Origin of the sequence: Pseudomonas abietaniphila, from assembly GCF_039697315.1 — a bacterium.
GTDB lineage: Bacteria > Pseudomonadota > Gammaproteobacteria > Pseudomonadales > Pseudomonadaceae > Aquipseudomonas > Aquipseudomonas abietaniphila_B.
This window is the reverse complement of the sequence record NZ_CP155619.1, coordinates 4,309,694-4,325,882: the sequence shown is the minus strand read 5'-3', so window position 1 is coordinate 4,325,882 and position 16,189 is coordinate 4,309,694. Positions and strand designations below refer to the sequence as shown.

The 16,189-nt window shown below is 59.3% G+C and carries 15 protein-coding genes; 2 read left to right on the top strand and 13 right to left on the bottom strand.

Annotated features, from left to right (window positions below):
- Positions 1–11: 11 nt before the first annotated feature.
- The 4 genes from ABDX87_RS19080 to trmJ all read right to left on the bottom strand — a co-directional run bounded on the left by ABDX87_RS19080 (position 12) and on the right by trmJ (position 3,492).
- Entirely contained in the window at positions 12–1,226 is a 1,215-nt protein-coding gene (locus ABDX87_RS19080; RefSeq protein WP_346829278.1) for an IscS subfamily cysteine desulfurase, read from the bottom strand.
- A gap of 44 nt (positions 1,227–1,270) precedes the next feature.
- Positions 1,271–1,762: a Fe-S cluster assembly transcriptional regulator IscR gene (iscR, locus tag ABDX87_RS19075; protein WP_074752842.1), complete on the bottom strand. Its 492-nt coding sequence runs from the start codon at positions 1,760–1,762 to the stop codon at positions 1,271–1,273.
- A gap of 171 nt (positions 1,763–1,933) precedes the next feature.
- Positions 1,934–2,719: a serine O-acetyltransferase gene (gene cysE, locus ABDX87_RS19070; protein ID WP_346829277.1), complete on the bottom strand. Its 786-nt coding sequence runs from the start codon at positions 2,717–2,719 to the stop codon at positions 1,934–1,936.
- Positions 2,719–3,492 (bottom strand): tRNA (cytosine(32)/uridine(32)-2'-O)-methyltransferase TrmJ, encoded by a 774-nt coding sequence (gene trmJ, locus ABDX87_RS19065; RefSeq protein ID WP_346829276.1) that lies wholly within the window; start codon positions 3,490–3,492, stop codon positions 2,719–2,721. The genes cysE and trmJ overlap by 1 nt, the downstream gene beginning before the upstream one ends.
- A 236-nt stretch (positions 3,493–3,728) precedes the next feature.
- Between trmJ and suhB the strand changes: the two genes are divergently transcribed.
- Positions 3,729–4,544, top strand: coding sequence for a type III secretion system regulator SuhB (suhB, locus tag ABDX87_RS19060; protein ID WP_346829275.1), 816 nt, complete (start codon positions 3,729–3,731; stop codon positions 4,542–4,544).
- Positions 4,545–4,584: 40 nt separating this feature from the next.
- On the opposite strand, the gene ABDX87_RS19055 is transcribed toward suhB, so the two are convergent.
- On the bottom strand, positions 4,585–5,520 hold the full coding sequence (locus tag ABDX87_RS19055; RefSeq protein WP_346829274.1) for a LysR family transcriptional regulator: 936 nt from the start codon (positions 5,518–5,520) through the stop codon (positions 4,585–4,587).
- A 134-nt stretch (positions 5,521–5,654) separates the two neighbouring features.
- Between ABDX87_RS19055 and ABDX87_RS19050 the strand changes: the two genes are divergently transcribed.
- Positions 5,655–6,875, top strand: a complete 1,221-nt coding sequence (locus ABDX87_RS19050) for a cation:dicarboxylate symporter family transporter (protein ID WP_346829273.1) — start codon at positions 5,655–5,657, stop codon at positions 6,873–6,875.
- Positions 6,876–6,900: 25 nt separating this feature from the next.
- On the opposite strand, the gene ABDX87_RS19045 is transcribed toward ABDX87_RS19050, so the two are convergent.
- The 8 genes from ABDX87_RS19045 to queA all read right to left on the bottom strand — a co-directional run bounded on the left by ABDX87_RS19045 (position 6,901) and on the right by queA (position 16,144).
- Complete coding sequence (locus tag ABDX87_RS19045; protein WP_346829272.1) at positions 6,901–8,499, bottom strand: argininosuccinate lyase; 1,599 nt, start codon at positions 8,497–8,499, stop codon at positions 6,901–6,903.
- 66 nt (positions 8,500–8,565) lie between these two features.
- Entirely contained in the window at positions 8,566–9,807 is a 1,242-nt protein-coding gene (locus ABDX87_RS19040; protein ID WP_346829271.1) for an OprD family porin, read from the bottom strand.
- A gap of 221 nt (positions 9,808–10,028) precedes the next feature.
- Positions 10,029–10,571: a glycine zipper 2TM domain-containing protein gene (locus ABDX87_RS19035; protein ID WP_074752850.1), complete on the bottom strand. Its 543-nt coding sequence runs from the start codon at positions 10,569–10,571 to the stop codon at positions 10,029–10,031.
- Positions 10,572–10,688: 117 nt separating this feature from the next.
- Entirely contained in the window at positions 10,689–11,600 is a 912-nt protein-coding gene (secF, locus tag ABDX87_RS19030; protein ID WP_346829270.1) for a protein translocase subunit SecF, read from the bottom strand.
- Positions 11,601–11,609: 9 nt separating this feature from the next.
- Positions 11,610–13,478 carry a protein translocase subunit SecD gene (secD, locus tag ABDX87_RS19025; RefSeq protein WP_346829269.1) on the bottom strand — a complete coding sequence of 623 codons (1,869 nt, stop codon included), beginning with the start codon at positions 13,476–13,478 and terminating at the stop codon, positions 11,610–11,612.
- Positions 13,479–13,540: 62 nt separating this feature from the next.
- Entirely contained in the window at positions 13,541–13,879 is a 339-nt protein-coding gene (gene yajC, locus ABDX87_RS19020; RefSeq protein ID WP_062383548.1) for a preprotein translocase subunit YajC, read from the bottom strand.
- A gap of 55 nt (positions 13,880–13,934) precedes the next feature.
- Positions 13,935–15,050, bottom strand: coding sequence for a tRNA guanosine(34) transglycosylase Tgt (gene tgt, locus ABDX87_RS19015; RefSeq protein ID WP_175500231.1), 1,116 nt, complete (start codon positions 15,048–15,050; stop codon positions 13,935–13,937).
- Between the two features lie 14 nt (positions 15,051–15,064).
- A complete protein-coding gene (gene queA, locus ABDX87_RS19010; RefSeq protein WP_346829268.1) occupies positions 15,065–16,144 on the bottom strand; it encodes a tRNA preQ1(34) S-adenosylmethionine ribosyltransferase-isomerase QueA in 1,080 nt (359 codons plus the stop codon).
- Positions 16,145–16,189: the final 45 nt, after the last annotated feature.

The window sequence follows — 16,189 nt, the reverse complement described above, 5'->3', positions numbered from 1 at the left end:
GCGACTTTAAATTAGTGCGCCGCCCACTCGATTTTGGAGATGTCGACACCGTCTTTGAACATGTCCCACAGCGGCGACAGAGCGCGCAGCTTGGTGACAGCCTCGCAAACTTTCTGCGCAGCCCAGTCAATCTCTTCTTCCGTGGTGAAACGGCCGAAGGTGAAACGGATCGAGCTGTGAGCCAGCTCGTCGTTGCGACCCAGGGCGCGCAGCACGTAGGACGGCTCCAGGGAAGCCGAAGTGCACGCAGAACCGGACGACACCGCGAGGTCCTTGAGCGCCATGATCAGCGACTCGCCTTCGACGTAGTTGAAACTCAGGTTCAGGTTGTGCGGTACGCGTGCGGTCATGCTGCCGTTGACGTACAGCTCTTCCAGGTGCTCGACCTGCTTGTAGAAGCGGTCGCTCAGTGCCTTGATGCGCACGTTCTCGGCAGCCATGTCTTCTTTGGCGACGCGGAACGCTTCACCCATGCCGACGATCTGGTGAGTCGCCAGTGTGCCTGAACGCATGCCGCGCTCGTGACCGCCACCGTGCATGGTCGCTTCGATGCGAACACGCGGCTTGCGGCTTACGTACAGCGCGCCAATGCCCTTTGGACCGTAGGTCTTGTGGGCCGAGAAGGACATCATGTCGACTTTCAGCTTCGACAAGTCGATGTCGACCTTGCCGGTGGACTGAGCAGCGTCGACATGGAACAGCACGCCGCGCGAACGGGTCAGCTCGCCAATCGCAGCGATGTCGTTCACGGTGCCGATTTCGTTGTTCACGTGCATGATCGAAACCAGGATGGTGTCGTCACGCAGGACCGCTTCGATCATGGCCGGAGTGATCAGACCGTCTTCGGTCGGCTCCAGGTAGGTGACTTCGAAACCTTCACGCTCCAGTTGGCGCATGGTGTCGAGGACAGCCTTGTGTTCGATCTTGCTGGTGATCAGGTGCTTGCCTTTGGAGGCGTAGAAATGCGCAGCACCTTTGATCGCCAGGTTGTCGGACTCGGTAGCACCGGAGGTCCAGACGATTTCACGCGGGTCGGCGTTGACCAGATCAGCGACCTGACGACGGGCATTCTCGACCGCTTCTTCTGCTTTCCAGCCGAAGACGTGGGAGCGCGACGCCGGGTTACCGAAGTTGCCATCAACCAGCAGGCAATCGCTCATTTTCTGCGCAACACGCGGGTCGACCGGGGTCGTCGCGGAATAATCGAGGTAAATCGGCAATCTCATTGAATATCTCCTATCGGGCAGGCGCGCCGCGCGTTCATCTGCGTTCACTCAACGGCGGATGTTTCAATCTTGTCCAGTTGCTGCGTCTTGTTGTTGCAACGACGCAGATCCTGACGTTGGGCGACTTCCTGCACTTCACGGCGAGTGACGAGGTCGGCCAGGCTGATACCGCTTAGAAATTCGTGAATCTGCTGGCTGAGGTCACACCACAAGTGGTGGGTCAGACAGGTATCGCCAGCATGGCAATCACCGAGTCCCTGACAGCGTGTCGCGTCGACCGATTCGTTGACCGCATCGATCACCTGCGCCACTTGAATGCCTTGCATCGTACGGGACAGCTGGTAGCCACCGCCGGGCCCACGCACGCTGGACACCAGATTGCTGCGGCGCAGCTTGGCGAACAGTTGCTCGAGGTAGGAAAGGGAAATCCCCTGCCGCTCGGAGATATCGGCCAGAGACACTGGCCCATGCTGCGCGTGCAATGCCAGATCAAGCATGGCAGTGACGGCGTATCGGCCCTTTGTAGTCAGTCGCATGACGTGTACCGCGGAGGTTCGGAATGAGGGCGAGTATGCTATTCCCGAGTATTTAAGTCAACTATAAGACCTAGTGAAACAGTCGGGATTACCCGCAAAACAGCGGGCCGTATCATAGCAAAACCCAGACTGGAATGGCACTTATGCGTTTTCCAGCCCCCACCCCCTCCTTTAGTCGTGGACGGCTTTGGTTTCGCTGCGCTCTTTAATGCAATCGAAGACTTCCTGATGCAACTCCGGAAGCGCCTTCTCACGGTATTCGCACCCCAGACTCTTGAGCGCCTTGCCCATGTCTTCCATGCGCACATCCACTGCCTGCAAGTGATCCAGCAACTGACCGATCGCTTTGGCGACAGGGTCCGGCATGTCCTCGCTCACACCGTACGCATCGAAACCGATCTTCTCGGCCATCGCCTTGCGCTTGGCTTCAGCCTCGCTGTCGTCTGACTTGACGATGATCCGCCCGGGAATACCGACCACTGTCGCACCCGCCGGCACCGGCTTGGTCACCACGGCGTTGGAACCGACCTTGGCGCCCGCCCCCACAGTGAACGGGCCCAGCACCTTGGCACCCGCACCCACGACAACGCCGGACTCCAGCGTCGGATGACGCTTGCCTTTATTCCAGCTGGTGCCGCCCAGGGTCACACCCTGATAAAGCGTCACGTCGTCGCCGATCTCGGCCGTCTCGCCAATGACGATGCCCATGCCGTGATCGATAAAGAAGCGCCGCCCGACTTTGGCGCCGGGATGGATTTCGATACCCGTCAACCAGCGACCGAAGTTGGAGACCATACGGGCCGGCCACTTCAAGTCATTGCGCCACAACCAGCCAGACAAACGATGCAACCAGATCGCGTGCATACCGGGATAGCAGGTCAGCACTTCGAATGCGTTTCGGGCTGCCGGGTCACGGTGAAACACGCTTTGAATGTCTTCTCGCAGACGCTCGAACATCACTGATCCTTCCGCTTGTAGGGCTCACCGTTGGCCGCTTTCTGAGTCTCGGTGAGGATGCCACGCAAAATGCTCATTTCAGATCGGTTGACAGCGGAGCGTCCGTAGAGCCGGCGCAACCTGGCCATCAGATGACGAGGCTTTTCCGGATCGAGGAAGCCAATAGTCACAAGCGTGGCTTCCAGATGCTCATAGAATTTCTCCATCTCATCCATTGTCGCAAGCTCGGTGCTGCGTACGGAGTTGACTTCGAATTTCTCGACCTTGGTCGCCTGCCCACCTGCCGCGAGCCACGCCATGCGGGTTTCGTAGCTCAGTACCTGTACCGCAGCCGCCAGATTCAGCGAGCTGAATTCCGGGTCGGACGGGATGTGCACATGGTAATGACAGCGTTGCAGCTCTTCGTTGGTCAGACCGGCGTATTCGCGACCAAATACCAGGGCGATTTCTTCGCCCTGCGCGGCGTGCTCAACGGTCTTCACGCCCGCCTCGCGCGGGTCGAGCAACGGCCAGGGAATGCGGCGGTCCCGCGCACTGGTGCCCAGCACCAGATTGCAGCCCACCAGCGCATCCTCAAGCGTTGCGACCACCTGGGCACCTTCCAGGATGTCGCCAGCCCCCGACGCACGGGCGTCCGCTTCGTGGTGGGGGAACATCGCCGGATCAACCAGCACCAGACGCGAAAGCCCCATGTTCTTCATGGCACGAGCAGCGCCACCGATATTTCCCGGATGACTGGTACCGACCAGGACGACACGAATATTTTGCAGCACTGGTGAAGTCTCGCTAGCAGGTGAAAAGGGGGACGAATCTTACAGAAGCGCCCGGCGCAAGGCTATGAACCCGTGCGCCATTCGACCTAGATACACCGTTAAGGCGCGCAGGACCAGCGACGTTCAAGGGGTAATGAGGCGACCGGACGCAGGGTAAAGGCTGCACTCGCGCTGGAAATCGTCGGAAAGAACCCATAGAATGCCCGGCTCTCTTTAACGACCTAGGTGATACATCCATGCAGCCCATGCTGAATATCGCGCTGCGCGCCGCCCGCAGCGCCAGCGAATTGATTTTCCGCTCCATCGAGCGCCTGGATACCATCAAGGTCGACGAAAAAGACGCGAAAGACTACGTAACCGAGGTTGATCGCGCAGCAGAAAAAGTCATCATTGACGCCCTGCTTAAGGCTTACCCCACTCATGGCATTCTTGGCGAAGAGACCGGCCTGCGCGAAGGCAGCGGTGAAGGCGCCGATTACCTTTGGGTCATCGACCCACTCGACGGCACCACCAACTTCGTTCGTGGCGTTCCGCACTTCGCGGTCAGCATTGCCTGCAAATACCGTGGTCGCCTGGAACACGCCGTTGTTCTGGACCCGGTCCGCCAGGAAGAATTCACCGCCAGCCGTGGCCGTGGTGCTCAACTGAACGGCCGCCGCCTGCGCGTCAGCCCTCGCAAGAGCCTGGAAGGCGCCCTCCTCGGCACCGGTTTCCCGTTCCGCGAGAACCAGCTGGATAACCTCGAAAACTACCTGAACATGTTCCGTTCGCTGGTTGGCCAGACCGCTGGTATCCGCCGCGCTGGCGCAGCGAGCCTGGACCTGGCTTATGTGGCTGCCGGTCGCTTTGACGCGTTCTGGGAATCGGGTCTGTCCGAGTGGGACATGGCTGCTGGCGCCCTGTTGATTCAGGAAGCAGGCGGACTGGTCAGCGATTTCAACGGTGGCCACGAATTCCTCGAGAAGGGCCACATCGTTGCCGGCAACACCAAGTGCTTCAAAGCCGTACTGACCTCGATCGCTCCGTACGTTCCAGCCTCGCTGAAGCGCTAAGCTTCGCCGCTGCAAACAAACCGGCCCTGTGCCGGTTTTTTTATGCTCGCGGCAGCGCTCTGCGCCCGCTGAGCTCGCGCGACAAATCAATGAAGTTCTGCAACGGCGGCAGCTGATTGAAGCTGCGACACACCAGCGTGATCGGCGCATGCAGCCGAGGCCTGGCATGAGCAATCGGGCAATAGACGACACTCTCTTTGTGCACATCCTTCATCGAAGCCGGGACGATGGAGATCCCTGCGCCCGCGGCCACCAGACTGACGTTGGTCAGCATGCGCTCCACCTCGAAGGCGATCTTCGGATTGAAGCCTGCGTTTTGACAGGCTTTGATCAGGTTGGCGTACATCCCAGGAGCACCGGGCCGTCGCACGAGAATGAACTGCTCATCCTGCAGGTCATCGAGCGAAATGGACGGCGGCTTCGCAGACGGGTGATGCTCCGCCAGCAAGCGATGACCCACAGGCAGGGTGAGCAGCATTTCCTCGTTGAGCAGGCGATGAAATTCGATGCTCTGATGACGACTGACCGGAGCCCGCAGAATGCCGACGTCGACACCTCCCTCAATGCTCATCTCCGTGAGCTTTTGCGCACTCCCCTCCTTGAGTGAAACCGCAACGCCTGGATAACGCTCACGGTAAGCGCGAATGATGCGCGGGATCAGCGGATGAGCGGCGGCCGAACTGGTGAAACCGATGCTCAACTGGCCTTCGATACCATGAGCGGCACGGGACGCCTTGAGCGAACCCTCTTTGACACGTGCCAGAATGCCCCGAGCCTCCTGTAGGAACACCAAACCACCCGCCGTCAGATCCACGCCCTTGGGGTGACGCTTGAACAGGTCGAACCCAAGTTCTTCTTCCAGCGCGCGAATTTGCTGGCTGAGCGGCGGTTGCTGCATGTTCAGGCGAGCGGCGGCACGCGTGAAATGGCGCTCCTCGGCCACCATGACGAAATAGCGCAGATGACGAAGCTCCATGGTGGTCTATCCCGCATCAAGGTTTTATGATGGCCGCCCGATCAACGCGACATTGACCGGCAAGCGTGCCCAATCCATCCAGCGCTGACAAGGCACGCTCATAACAATAAATACGCTGAAAACCCGGAACACCGATGCCACTCAGGCTTCTGCGAAATCCCACGCTCCACCTGCTCATGGCCATCGCCTGCGGCATGCTGCTGGGTGCTTTCGACCCGCGACTTGCCGTGGACATGAAACCGCTGAGCGATGGATTCATTCGCGTCATCGGCTGGCTGATGCCGTTCATGATGTTCCTCTTGATTGCGTCGGGCGTCGCCGGTTTGCAGGTCAGGCAACGCGGGCTGGGGTCCAGGGTCCTGATCTATTTCCAGACGATGGCGCTGCTGTCGTTGTTGCTGGGCTGCCTGATCGCAGAAGTCCTGCATCCGGGTAATGGGGTCGCATCCAGTACGTCAGATCTGTCCCTGCCCTTGCTCGATGCGGACACGACCCGTAGCGAGTTTTCGTGGTCAGCCGCAGGGGCTGTCGTTACCCGTGCACTTGTGCAAAACCCGATATTGCCGATCATGCTCTCCGGGTTACTGGCAGGAGCCCTGCTCGCCCGCGCGAAGGGGCATCCTCATGCCGATGCTTTGCGCGCGTTGCTGGAAAAGGCCGTGGGCCTGCTCTTCAAGGTTCTGAAAGTCATTCTACGTTTTGCACCGCTTGCCGCTTTTGGCGCCATCGCCTTCACCATCGGACGATTCGGCCCGGCGTCGGCATTACCGCTGCTAAAGTTCGTGGCCGTTATGTACCTGGCATCGGCCGCGTTCGTACTGCTGATATTGGCCCCCGTGGCCCAGGCGTCCGGGGTTCCGCTATGGCGGTTGATCGTGCATCTGAAGGACGAGTTGCTGCTGGTGACCTTCACCGGCTCCTCCGTGGCCGCGCTGCCTGGCCTGATCGAGAAGATGCAGGCGCTGGGCTGCGACCGGCAACTGACTCGCTTGGTGATGACCACCGGCTATACCTTCAACCTCAGCGGTTCAAATATCTACCTGATCACAGCGGCGCTGTTCCTGGCGCAGATGGCAGGGATCGAACTGACCGGCAGCGAACTCCTGACGCTGCTGCTGATATCACTGGTGACGTCACTGGGCTCGACCAGCATGGCGGGTTCGGCCTTCTTCACATTGATCGCCACGCTGAACCTGTTTCACCTCGTGCCTCTGGAAGGGGTCGGCTTGCTGCTGGGCGTGGAGCGGCTGATGAAATGCAGGGTGTTAACCAACGTGCTGGGCAACTGCGTGGCGTGCCTGGCGATTGCGCGTTGGCAGAATGCAATTGCTTTTGTTTCTGCCCGAAGAACGTAGCCCTCCGGACAGAAACCGAGTGACGTCAGCCTTTGGACGACAGCAATTTCTCGAACGCCCGATCCAGGTTACCTTCCGCCTGGGTCAGCTTTTCCCGACGCTCACGCAGCCACGCCTGATCGGCATCCAGCGTCTTGTGCGCCTCGGCCAGCATGCGCTTGACCTCTTCGGGCTGAGGCCCACCCGTGCCTTTACGGGTCTTGACCATGTTTTCCGGCGACAATGACGCGCGGAAAGTCGCCTCATCCAGAGGCAGGGTGTTCTGCTTCCACTGATACTTGTCCGCCGCTTGGGTGTAGAGCTTTTGCGCATCGGCATACGGGAAAGTTTTCGGCGTCAGGCCTTGATCGCGGGCCTGCTCGACGATGAGTGACGCGAAGCTGTGGCCAATGCGAAACGGCACTTTCTGGGTACGCTCAAGCGTGTCCGCCAGTTCCATGGAGGTGGTCCATTCGTTTTCCAGTTCTTCGCGAGCACGCTGCGGATTGACCTGTAACGCATCCAGCACGGCATCCATCGCACCGAACATCTCTTTGGTCGAATCGAACACGCCCAGCGAGTCGAAGGCGAATTTGTAGTCAGTCATGCCGGGCGTGACGTTGTGCGCGCGCAAGGTCACGCTTTGCGCCAGCCCCACCACGTCGGATGCGCTTTCCCGCGCACGCATCAACAACCCCGGATTCCGTTTCTGCGGCATCGCACTGCTGGTGTAGGTCTTTTCTTCGTCCAGCAACAACCACGGCCGAATCTGGTGATACTGAGTGTGGATGTCGCCAATCATCGCGCCCACCCGAATCGCCGAGGACGACGCGATATTTGCAGCCTCGATCGGGATGTCGTAGGTGGAAATCTGACTGGAATCCAGAGAGTTTTCACGCACGCCATCGAAACCCAGCAACTCGGCCATGCGCTCGCGATTCAGCGGGTAAGCCGAGTTGGCCAGCACGGCAGTGCCCATCGGACTCTGATTCAGGCGTTGATACAGCTCGCGGATTCGCTGCCCGTCGCGATCAAACGAGGCCTCGAATGCCAGCAGGTAGTGCGCATAAGTGATCGGCATCGCCTGGACACCGTTGGTGTAGGCCGGAATCAGGGTGTCGATGTTCTTGTCGGCGAGGTCCAGCAGGCGTTTACGGGTCGCGTTCATGGCTTCGCTGTAGGCCAGCACGTCCGAACGGAGTTTGGCCAGACGGTAAGTGGCGAGCATGTCCTGACGACTGCGACCCGAATGAATCAACGAAGCTTCCGGGCCGATTTTGTCGGTCATGATCTGCTCAAGTTGCAGCACATCGCTCGGGCGCTTGCCGTTGGGCTGATCGGCCTGATCGATGGCGTAGCGCACGCCGGTCGCGATCTTCTGGCCCATTTCGGGTTTCACAATGCCTTCTTCGGTCAACATGACAATCGAGGCTTTGTTGATGCGGTTCAGCCAGGAAAACTGGCTGTCGCCCTTGTTGCCTTTGGCGCTCGATTTATCGACCGTGGCGCCGATTTTCGCCGCCTGGGCGGCGCATTGCTCCGTCGTCGCACACGGCAACTCGGCCGTGTTGGCCGCATAAGCGCCATAGCTGTTGAACAGCGCGAAGGCGATGGCGAGATGGATGAGGGACTTTCTTATGGGCATATCAAGCTCCGTTGCGGCGAGTGCCGAAGATGAGCGTTGTCGGGAAGGTGTCAAATGTGTCGGTACTCAGAGCAGCGGCAGCGTGTAGCTAACGATGACGCGGTTCTGGTCGATGTTGTTGCCGCCGTTACTGCGGTAGGTGCCGTTGCGCCACCTCAGTTCGAGGTTCTTCAGTGCGCCACTCTGGAACACGTAGGCAATGTCGGTGTTGCGCTCCCACTCGGTGCCTTCTTTGTTGCCGCGAGCGAAGTTGTCGCCCTGCAGATAGCGCGTCATGAAGCTCAAGCCAGGCAAACCCGCCGCTGCGAAGTCATAGTCGTAACGGGCCTGCCATGAGCGCTCTTCAGGGTTGGCGAAATCCGGAGAAATCATCACGTAATTGACGAGGAAGGAGTCGGTGCCCGCCAGGTGCGGAAACCCGGTTTCGCCGTTCATGCGCTGATACGCCACGCCAAAACCGTGGCCTGCGACGCTGTAGGTGAACTTCGCGCCGACGGCCGTGTTGTCGACGTTGGTGTTACCGTCCTTGAGCGAACGCGCGTAACGCAGGTCACTCTTGATTGACTGTGACTCGCCCAGCGGAAAGCTGTGAACCAGCGTCACGATGTGTTGCTTATAGTTGTTCTCAAGCCCCCCGTAGTTGTAAGACGTGGTCAGCCCCTTGCTCCAGTTGTAGCTTGCGCTGGCGAAGTCGAACTTGTCGCTGGGACGGCCACCCTTGAGGCCCTTTCCTTCAGCCTCGATGTCTTCGTGCCCGCTGTCATTGCGCTCAGTATTACTGGTCAGGCGGCCGACATTGAGGGTCATGTCGGTGATGTCCCTGGACGTCACCTGTGCACCCCGAAAGGTCTGCGGCAACAGACGCCCATCGTTGGGGAGTACCGTCGGCAATCTCGGCAGCAAGGTGCCGACCCGCAACACACTCTTGGAGATTCGCGCCTTGGCGGTCACGCCTGCGCGGCCGTAGTCATCTGGGGCCTTTTCATCCCCGACTGGCAGCAGTCCGGTGTTGCGACGGTCAGGACCGGAATCCAGTTTCAGGCCGAACAGGCCAATGGCATCGACACCGAAGCCGACCGTGCCGTCGGTAAACCCGGACTCATAATTGAGGATCAGGCCCTGGGCCCATTCATCACGCTTGGACTGGCTGGCGCCGTCCTGTCGGTAGTCACTGTTGAAGTAGAAATTGCGAAGTTCGAGATCAGCTTTGCTGTCCTCGAAAAAGTCGGCTTCGGCGAAGCCAGGAAACGCCATGGTCAACCCGAAGGCAGCCGACGTGAGGCCAAGGGCAACAGGGTTTTTATGCATTTTTATTCCCGCGTGTCGTCGCTGATTCTTATTAGATTTGTCGTGCGAGCCCGGTAACGCGTCCGTCGCGGGGCCACATGAAAAAGCTTACGCGGCGAGATTGGCGATTAAAAATATATAGTTACTACCCATTCAATACTTTATGGATATGAGGAAAATCCGGACAAAAAAAACGCCCCATTCAATGGGGCGTTTATTTGAAGCGGGGCCGACGGTCAGGCTTACTGAGCCTGACTCAACTCCAGCTGACCGTCCTTGTTGACTGGAATCTGGCTGCCCGGATCACGATCCATACGGACTTGGCCAACCTTGTCGTTCAATTTGTACTTCACGTTATAGCCCACGACCTTGTCGCTGATATCGTTGACCGTGTTGCAACGGCTTTCAGTGGTCGTGTAAGTGTCGCGGTTTTGCATGCCTTCCTGAACCTTGTTACCGGCATAACCACCACCGACAGCACCGGCAACGGTCGCGATCTTCTTGCCGTTACCACCACCCACCTGATTACCGAGCAGCCCACCGGCGACGGCACCGATGACGCTGCCGACGATCTGGTGCTCGTCCTTGACCGGCGCGCGGTGGGTCACCGCGACGTCTTTGCACACTTGGCGTGGCGTTTTGATCTGTTCTTTTACAGGCTCGACGGCGAGTACTTCTGCGTACTCTGGGCCGTTTGATTTTACGAGGCTATAGGTGGCCAAAGCGCCACCGGCGGTGACACCGACAGCACCCAATACTGCACCAACTAGCAACGACTTGTTCACGTGAACCTCCTGGTGATATTCAGCGCAATTGCTCGCGCTACTCCCAGCCTTGGAGCACAAAAAAAGGCGCGAGTTCACACTCGCGCCTTTTTACATGATGACCGGTCGGATGGATCGTTAAGGACGATCGTCCACCTTGTCAGTCGTCACGGGTGGAAGCAGGTCTTCACTGCGCAGGTTCAGCCAGATCAACACCACGTTGGCGATGTAGATCGAGGAGTACGTACCTGCCAGAACGCCGATGAACAGCGCGACGGAAAAACCGTGCAGGCTGTCGCCACCGAAGATCCACAGCGCCACGATGGCGAGCAAGGTGGAAATCGACGTCGCCATGGTGCGCAGCAGGGTCTGCGTGGTCGAGATGTTGATGTTCTCGATCAGCGATGCCTTGCGCAGCAGGCGGAAGTTCTCACGAACCCGGTCGAATACCACGATGGTGTCGTTGAGCGAGTAGCCGATGATCGCGAGCACCGCGGCCAGTACCGTCAGGTCAAAGGTCACCTGGAAGAACGACAGGATACCCATGGTCACGACCACGTCGTGGATCAGCGAGACAATCGCACCGACCGCGAACTTCCACTGGAAGCGGAAGGCCAGGTAGATCAGTACGCCGCCCAGCGCGAGCAACATGCCGATACCGCCCTGATCGCGCAGTTCTTCACCGACCTGCGGGCCGACGAACTCGACACGCTTGACGGTCACAGGGTTGTCAGCACCGGTCTTGCGCAGCGCTTCGGCCACTTGGGCACCCAGCTGTGGATCTTCACCCGGCATACGCACGAGCAGGTCGGTGGTTGCACCGAAGCTCTGCACGATGGCCTCGTGGTAACCCGAAGAAACCAGCTCCTCACGCACCTTGCCCAGATCGGCAGGACGCTCGTAAGTCAGTTCGATCAGCGTACCGCCGGTGAAGTCCAGACCGAAGTTGAGCCCTTTATGGAACCAGCTGAACAACGCCAGTGCGGTAAGGAGCATGGTGATGGCGAACGCAACGTTGCGAACGCCCATGAAGTTGATGGTACGTTTCATGGCAGCCCCTTAAATCCACAACTTCTTGAAGTCACGACCACCAAAAATCAGGTTGACCATTGCGCGGGTCACCATGATGGCTGTGAACATCGAGGTAAAGATCCCGAGCGACATGGTCACCGCAAAGCCCTTCACAGGGCCGGTGCCCATCGCGAAGAGAATGCCGCCGACCAGCAACGTCGTCAGGTTGGCGTCGAGGATCGCGGTGTAGGCGCGGTCGAAACCTTCGTTGATCGCGCGCTGCACGGTCATGCCATTGGCGATCTCTTCACGGATACGCGAGAAGATCAGCACGTTGGCGTCCACCGCCATGCCCATGGTCAACACGATACCGGCGATACCTGGCAGGGTCAGCGTTGCACCCAGCAGTGACATCAGCGCCAGCAGCATGACCATGTTGAAGGCCAGTGCGACGGTCGCGATCAAACCGAAGAAACGGTAGATGGCGAGGATGAACAGCGAAACGAACAGCATGCCCCAGAGCGATGCGTGAACGCCCTTGGTGATGTTGTCGGCACCCAGGCTCGGGCCAATGGTGCGCTCTTCAGCGAAGTACATCGGCGCAGCCAGACCACCGGCACGCAGCAGCAACGCAAGCTCAGAAGACTCACCCTGACCGTTCAGGCCGGTGATGCGGAACTGAGCACCCAGCGGCGACTGGATGGTCGCCAGGCTGATGATCTTCTTCTCTTCTTTGAAGGTCTGGACCGGCACGTCTTTCTCGACGCCATCCACCATCTGCTTGGTGTAGGTTGTAGTCGGTTTCTGCTCGATGAAGATCACCGCCATGCTGCGACCGACGTTGGCGCGGGTTGCGCGGCTCATCAGATCGCCACCGTGACCATCCAGCTTGATGTTCACCTGTGGACGGCCGTGTTCGTCAAAGCCAGCCTTGGCGTCAGTCACCTGGTCACCGGTGATGATCAGGCCACGCTCAACCGCTGCTGCCGGACGACCGCCTTCGCGGAACTCGAACATTTCAGTGGTGGCCTTGGTGTCATCGGGGCCTGCGCCCAGACGGAACTCAAGGTTGGCGGTCTTGCCGAGAATACGCTTGGCTTCGGCAGTGTCCTGCACGCCCGGCAGCTCAACCACGATGCGGTTGGCACCCTGACGCTGAACCAGTGGCTCGGCCACACCCAGTTCGTTGACCCGGTTACGCACGGTGGTCAAGTTCTGCTTGATCGAGTATTCACGAATCTCGGCGACCTTGGCCTGGGTCATCGCCAGACGCAGGATCGGCATCTCACCACGATCGGTCATGGTGATATCGAAATCGGTGTAGTCCTTGCGGATCAGGGCACGGGCCTGCTCGCGGGAATCGGTGTCACTGAAGCCCAGCTGAATAGCATTGCCGTCTTGCGGCAGGCTGCGATAACGCAGTTTTTCCTTGCGCAACAGGCTCTTCACTTCGCCTTCGTAGACATTCAGACGAGCGTTGAGCGCCTTGTCCATGTCCACTTCGAGCAGGAAGTGCACGCCGCCGGAAAGGTCCAGACCCAGCTTCATCGGGCTGGCGCCCAGATTGCGCAACCACTTCGGCGTGGTTTGTGCCAGGTTCAGTGCAACGACGTAGTCGTCACCCAGTGCCTTGCGTGCGACATCCTTGGCTGGCAGCTGGTCTTCCTGCTTGGTCAGACGCAACAAACCGCCCTTGCCATTCTCGGCCAGAGACGCGCCCTTGACCGCGATGCCAGCATCGGTAAGCGCCTTGCTTACGCGATCCAGATCAGCCTGAGTGACCTGCAGCGCGGTGCTTGCGCCGCTGACCTGAACGGCCGGGTCATCAGGGTAGAGATTGGGTGCGGAATAAATAAAGCCGACCACTAGCACTGCCAGGATCAGGATGTATTTCCACAGAGGGTATTTGTTCAACATCACGCCGCCTGCTTATAACGCGGGGCGCCTTGCGCGCCCCGTCGATTGGTAAAAGACTGGAATCAGATGGCTTTCAGAGTGCCCTTCGGCAGGGTGGCAGCGATGGCGCCCTTCTGGATCTTCAGCTCAACGGTGTCGGAAACTTCGATCACCACGAAATCGTCAGTCACTTTATTGATCTTGCCCGCGATACCGCCGGAAGTGACAACTTCGTCGCCCTTCTGCAAGTTGCCCAGCAGGTTCTTCTGCTCTTTGGCACGCTTGGCCTGAGGACGCCAGATCATCAGATAAAAGATGACCAGGAAGCCGACCAGGAAAATCCACTCAAAACCCGAACCTGCCGGGCCAGCGGCCGCAGGTGCCGCGGCGTCTGCCATGGCATTGGAAATGAAAAAGCTCATTTAACACTCCAGTTGCATAATTTTAATAATAAGAAGCGGTAAGACCGGATGTCATTCAGTCCAGCGGCGGCACGGGAAGCCCGCGTTTGGCATAGAACGTGTCGACAAAGGCGGCCAATGTACCCTGTTGAATAGCCTCGCGCAAACCAGCCATAAGCAGTTGGTAATGCCGCAAATTGTGGATCGTATTGAGCATGCTCCCCAGCATTTCGCCGCACTTGTCCAGGTGATGCAGATAAGCGCGGGAGAAGTTCTTGCAGGTGTAGCAATCGCAGGTCGGATCCAGAGGCGATTCATCGTGGCGATGAAATGCATTACGAATCTTCAGGACACCGGTGTCGATGAACAGATGACCGTTGCGAGCATTGCGCGTAGGCATCACGCAGTCGAACATGTCGACTCCGCGGCGCACACCTTCAACCAGGTCTTCCGGCTTGCCTACACCCATAAGGTAACGAGGTTTTTCAGCCGGCATGCGGCCTGGCAGATAGTCCAGCACCTTGATCATTTCGTGCTTGGGCTCGCCCACCGACAGACCGCCAATGGCCAGGCCGTCAAAGTCGAGCTCGTTCAAGCCTTCCAGCGAGCGCATGCGCAGGTTTTCATGCATGCCGCCCTGAACGATGCCGAACAGCGCCGCCGTGTTTTCGCCGTGGGCGATCTTCGACCGCTTGGCCCAACGCAGCGACAATTCCATGGAGGTGCGCGCGACGTCTTCGTCCGCCGGGTACGGCGTGCATTCGTCGAAAATCATCACGATGTCCGAGCCCAGATCACGCTGGACCTGCATCGACTCTTCCGGGCCCATGAACACCTTGGCGCCATCCACCGGAGAAGCGAAGGTCACGCCCTCCTCCTTGATCTTGCGCATGGCACCCAGGCTGAACACCTGGAAACCACCGGAGTCGGTCAGGATCGGCCCTTTCCACTGCATGAAATCGTGCAGGTCGCCGTGGCCCTTGATCACTTCAGTGCCTGGACGCAGCCACAGGTGAAAGGTGTTGCCGAGGATGATCTGCGCACCCGTGGCTTCGATATCCCGAGGCAGCATGCCCTTGACCGTGCCGTAGGTACCGACCGGCATGAACGCCGGGGTTTCGACCACGCCACGGGGAAAGGTCAGACGACCACGACGAGCCTTGCCATCAGTGGCCAACAGCTCGAACGACATACGACAGGTGCGACTCATGCTTGATCCTCTGAGGCCGAGTCCACAGGGTCTGAACCCTCAGGGGCAGTCGGCGCGGGATTGCGGGTGATGAACATCGCATCACCGTAACTGAAGAAGCGGTAACCGTGCTCCACCGCTGCCGCGTAGGCCGCCATGGTTTCCGGGTAACCGGCGAAGGCCGAAACCAGCATCAACAGCGTGGATTCAGGCAAATGGAAGTTGGTGACCAAGGCATCGACCACATGAAACGGCCGCCCCGGGTAGATGAAGATGTCGGTGTCGCCACTGAACGGCTTAAGCACGCCATCGCGCGCCGCGCTTTCCAACGAACGCACACTGGTCGTACCGACCGCGATCACCCGACCGCCACGGGCGCGGCACGCGGCAACGGCATCGACCACGTCTTGCGTGACCTCGAGCCATTCGCTGTGCATGTGGTGATCTTCGATCCGCTCCACGCGCACCGGCTGGAACGTCCCCGCGCCGACGTGCAGCGTCACGAACGCCGTCTCGACGCCCTTCTCGGCAATCGCGCCCATCATCGTCTGATCGAAATGCAGCCCCGCCGTCGGCGCCGCCACCGCACCCGCACGCTGCGCGTACACGGTCTGATAACGCTCGCGATCGGCGTCGTCATCCGGGCGATCTATATAAGGAGGCAGCGGCATGTGCCCGACGCGCTCCAGCAACGGCAGCACGGGTTCGGCAAAACGCAGCTCGAACAACGCATCGTGGCGCGCGACCATCTCGGCCTCGCCACCGCCATCGATAAGGATCGTCGAACCCGCTTTAGGCGACTTGCTGGAGCGCACGTGCGCCAGCACGCGGTGCTGATCGAGCACCCGCTCCACCAGAATTTCCAGCTTGCCGCCCGAGGCTTTCTGCCCGAACAAACGGGCCGGAATCACCCGGGTATTGTTGAAAACCATCAGATCGCCGGGGCGTAAATGCTCCAGCAAATCAGTGAATTGGCGGTGTGCCAGCGCGCCGCTTGGCCCGTCGAGGGTCAGCAAACGGCTGCTGCGTCGCTCCGCCAAAGGATGGCGAGCGATCAATGAATCAGGGAGCTCGAAGGTAAAGTCAGCGACACGCATGATGGGGTTCGTCTAGCAGGGCCGGGAAGTTTAGCCGAATAAGTG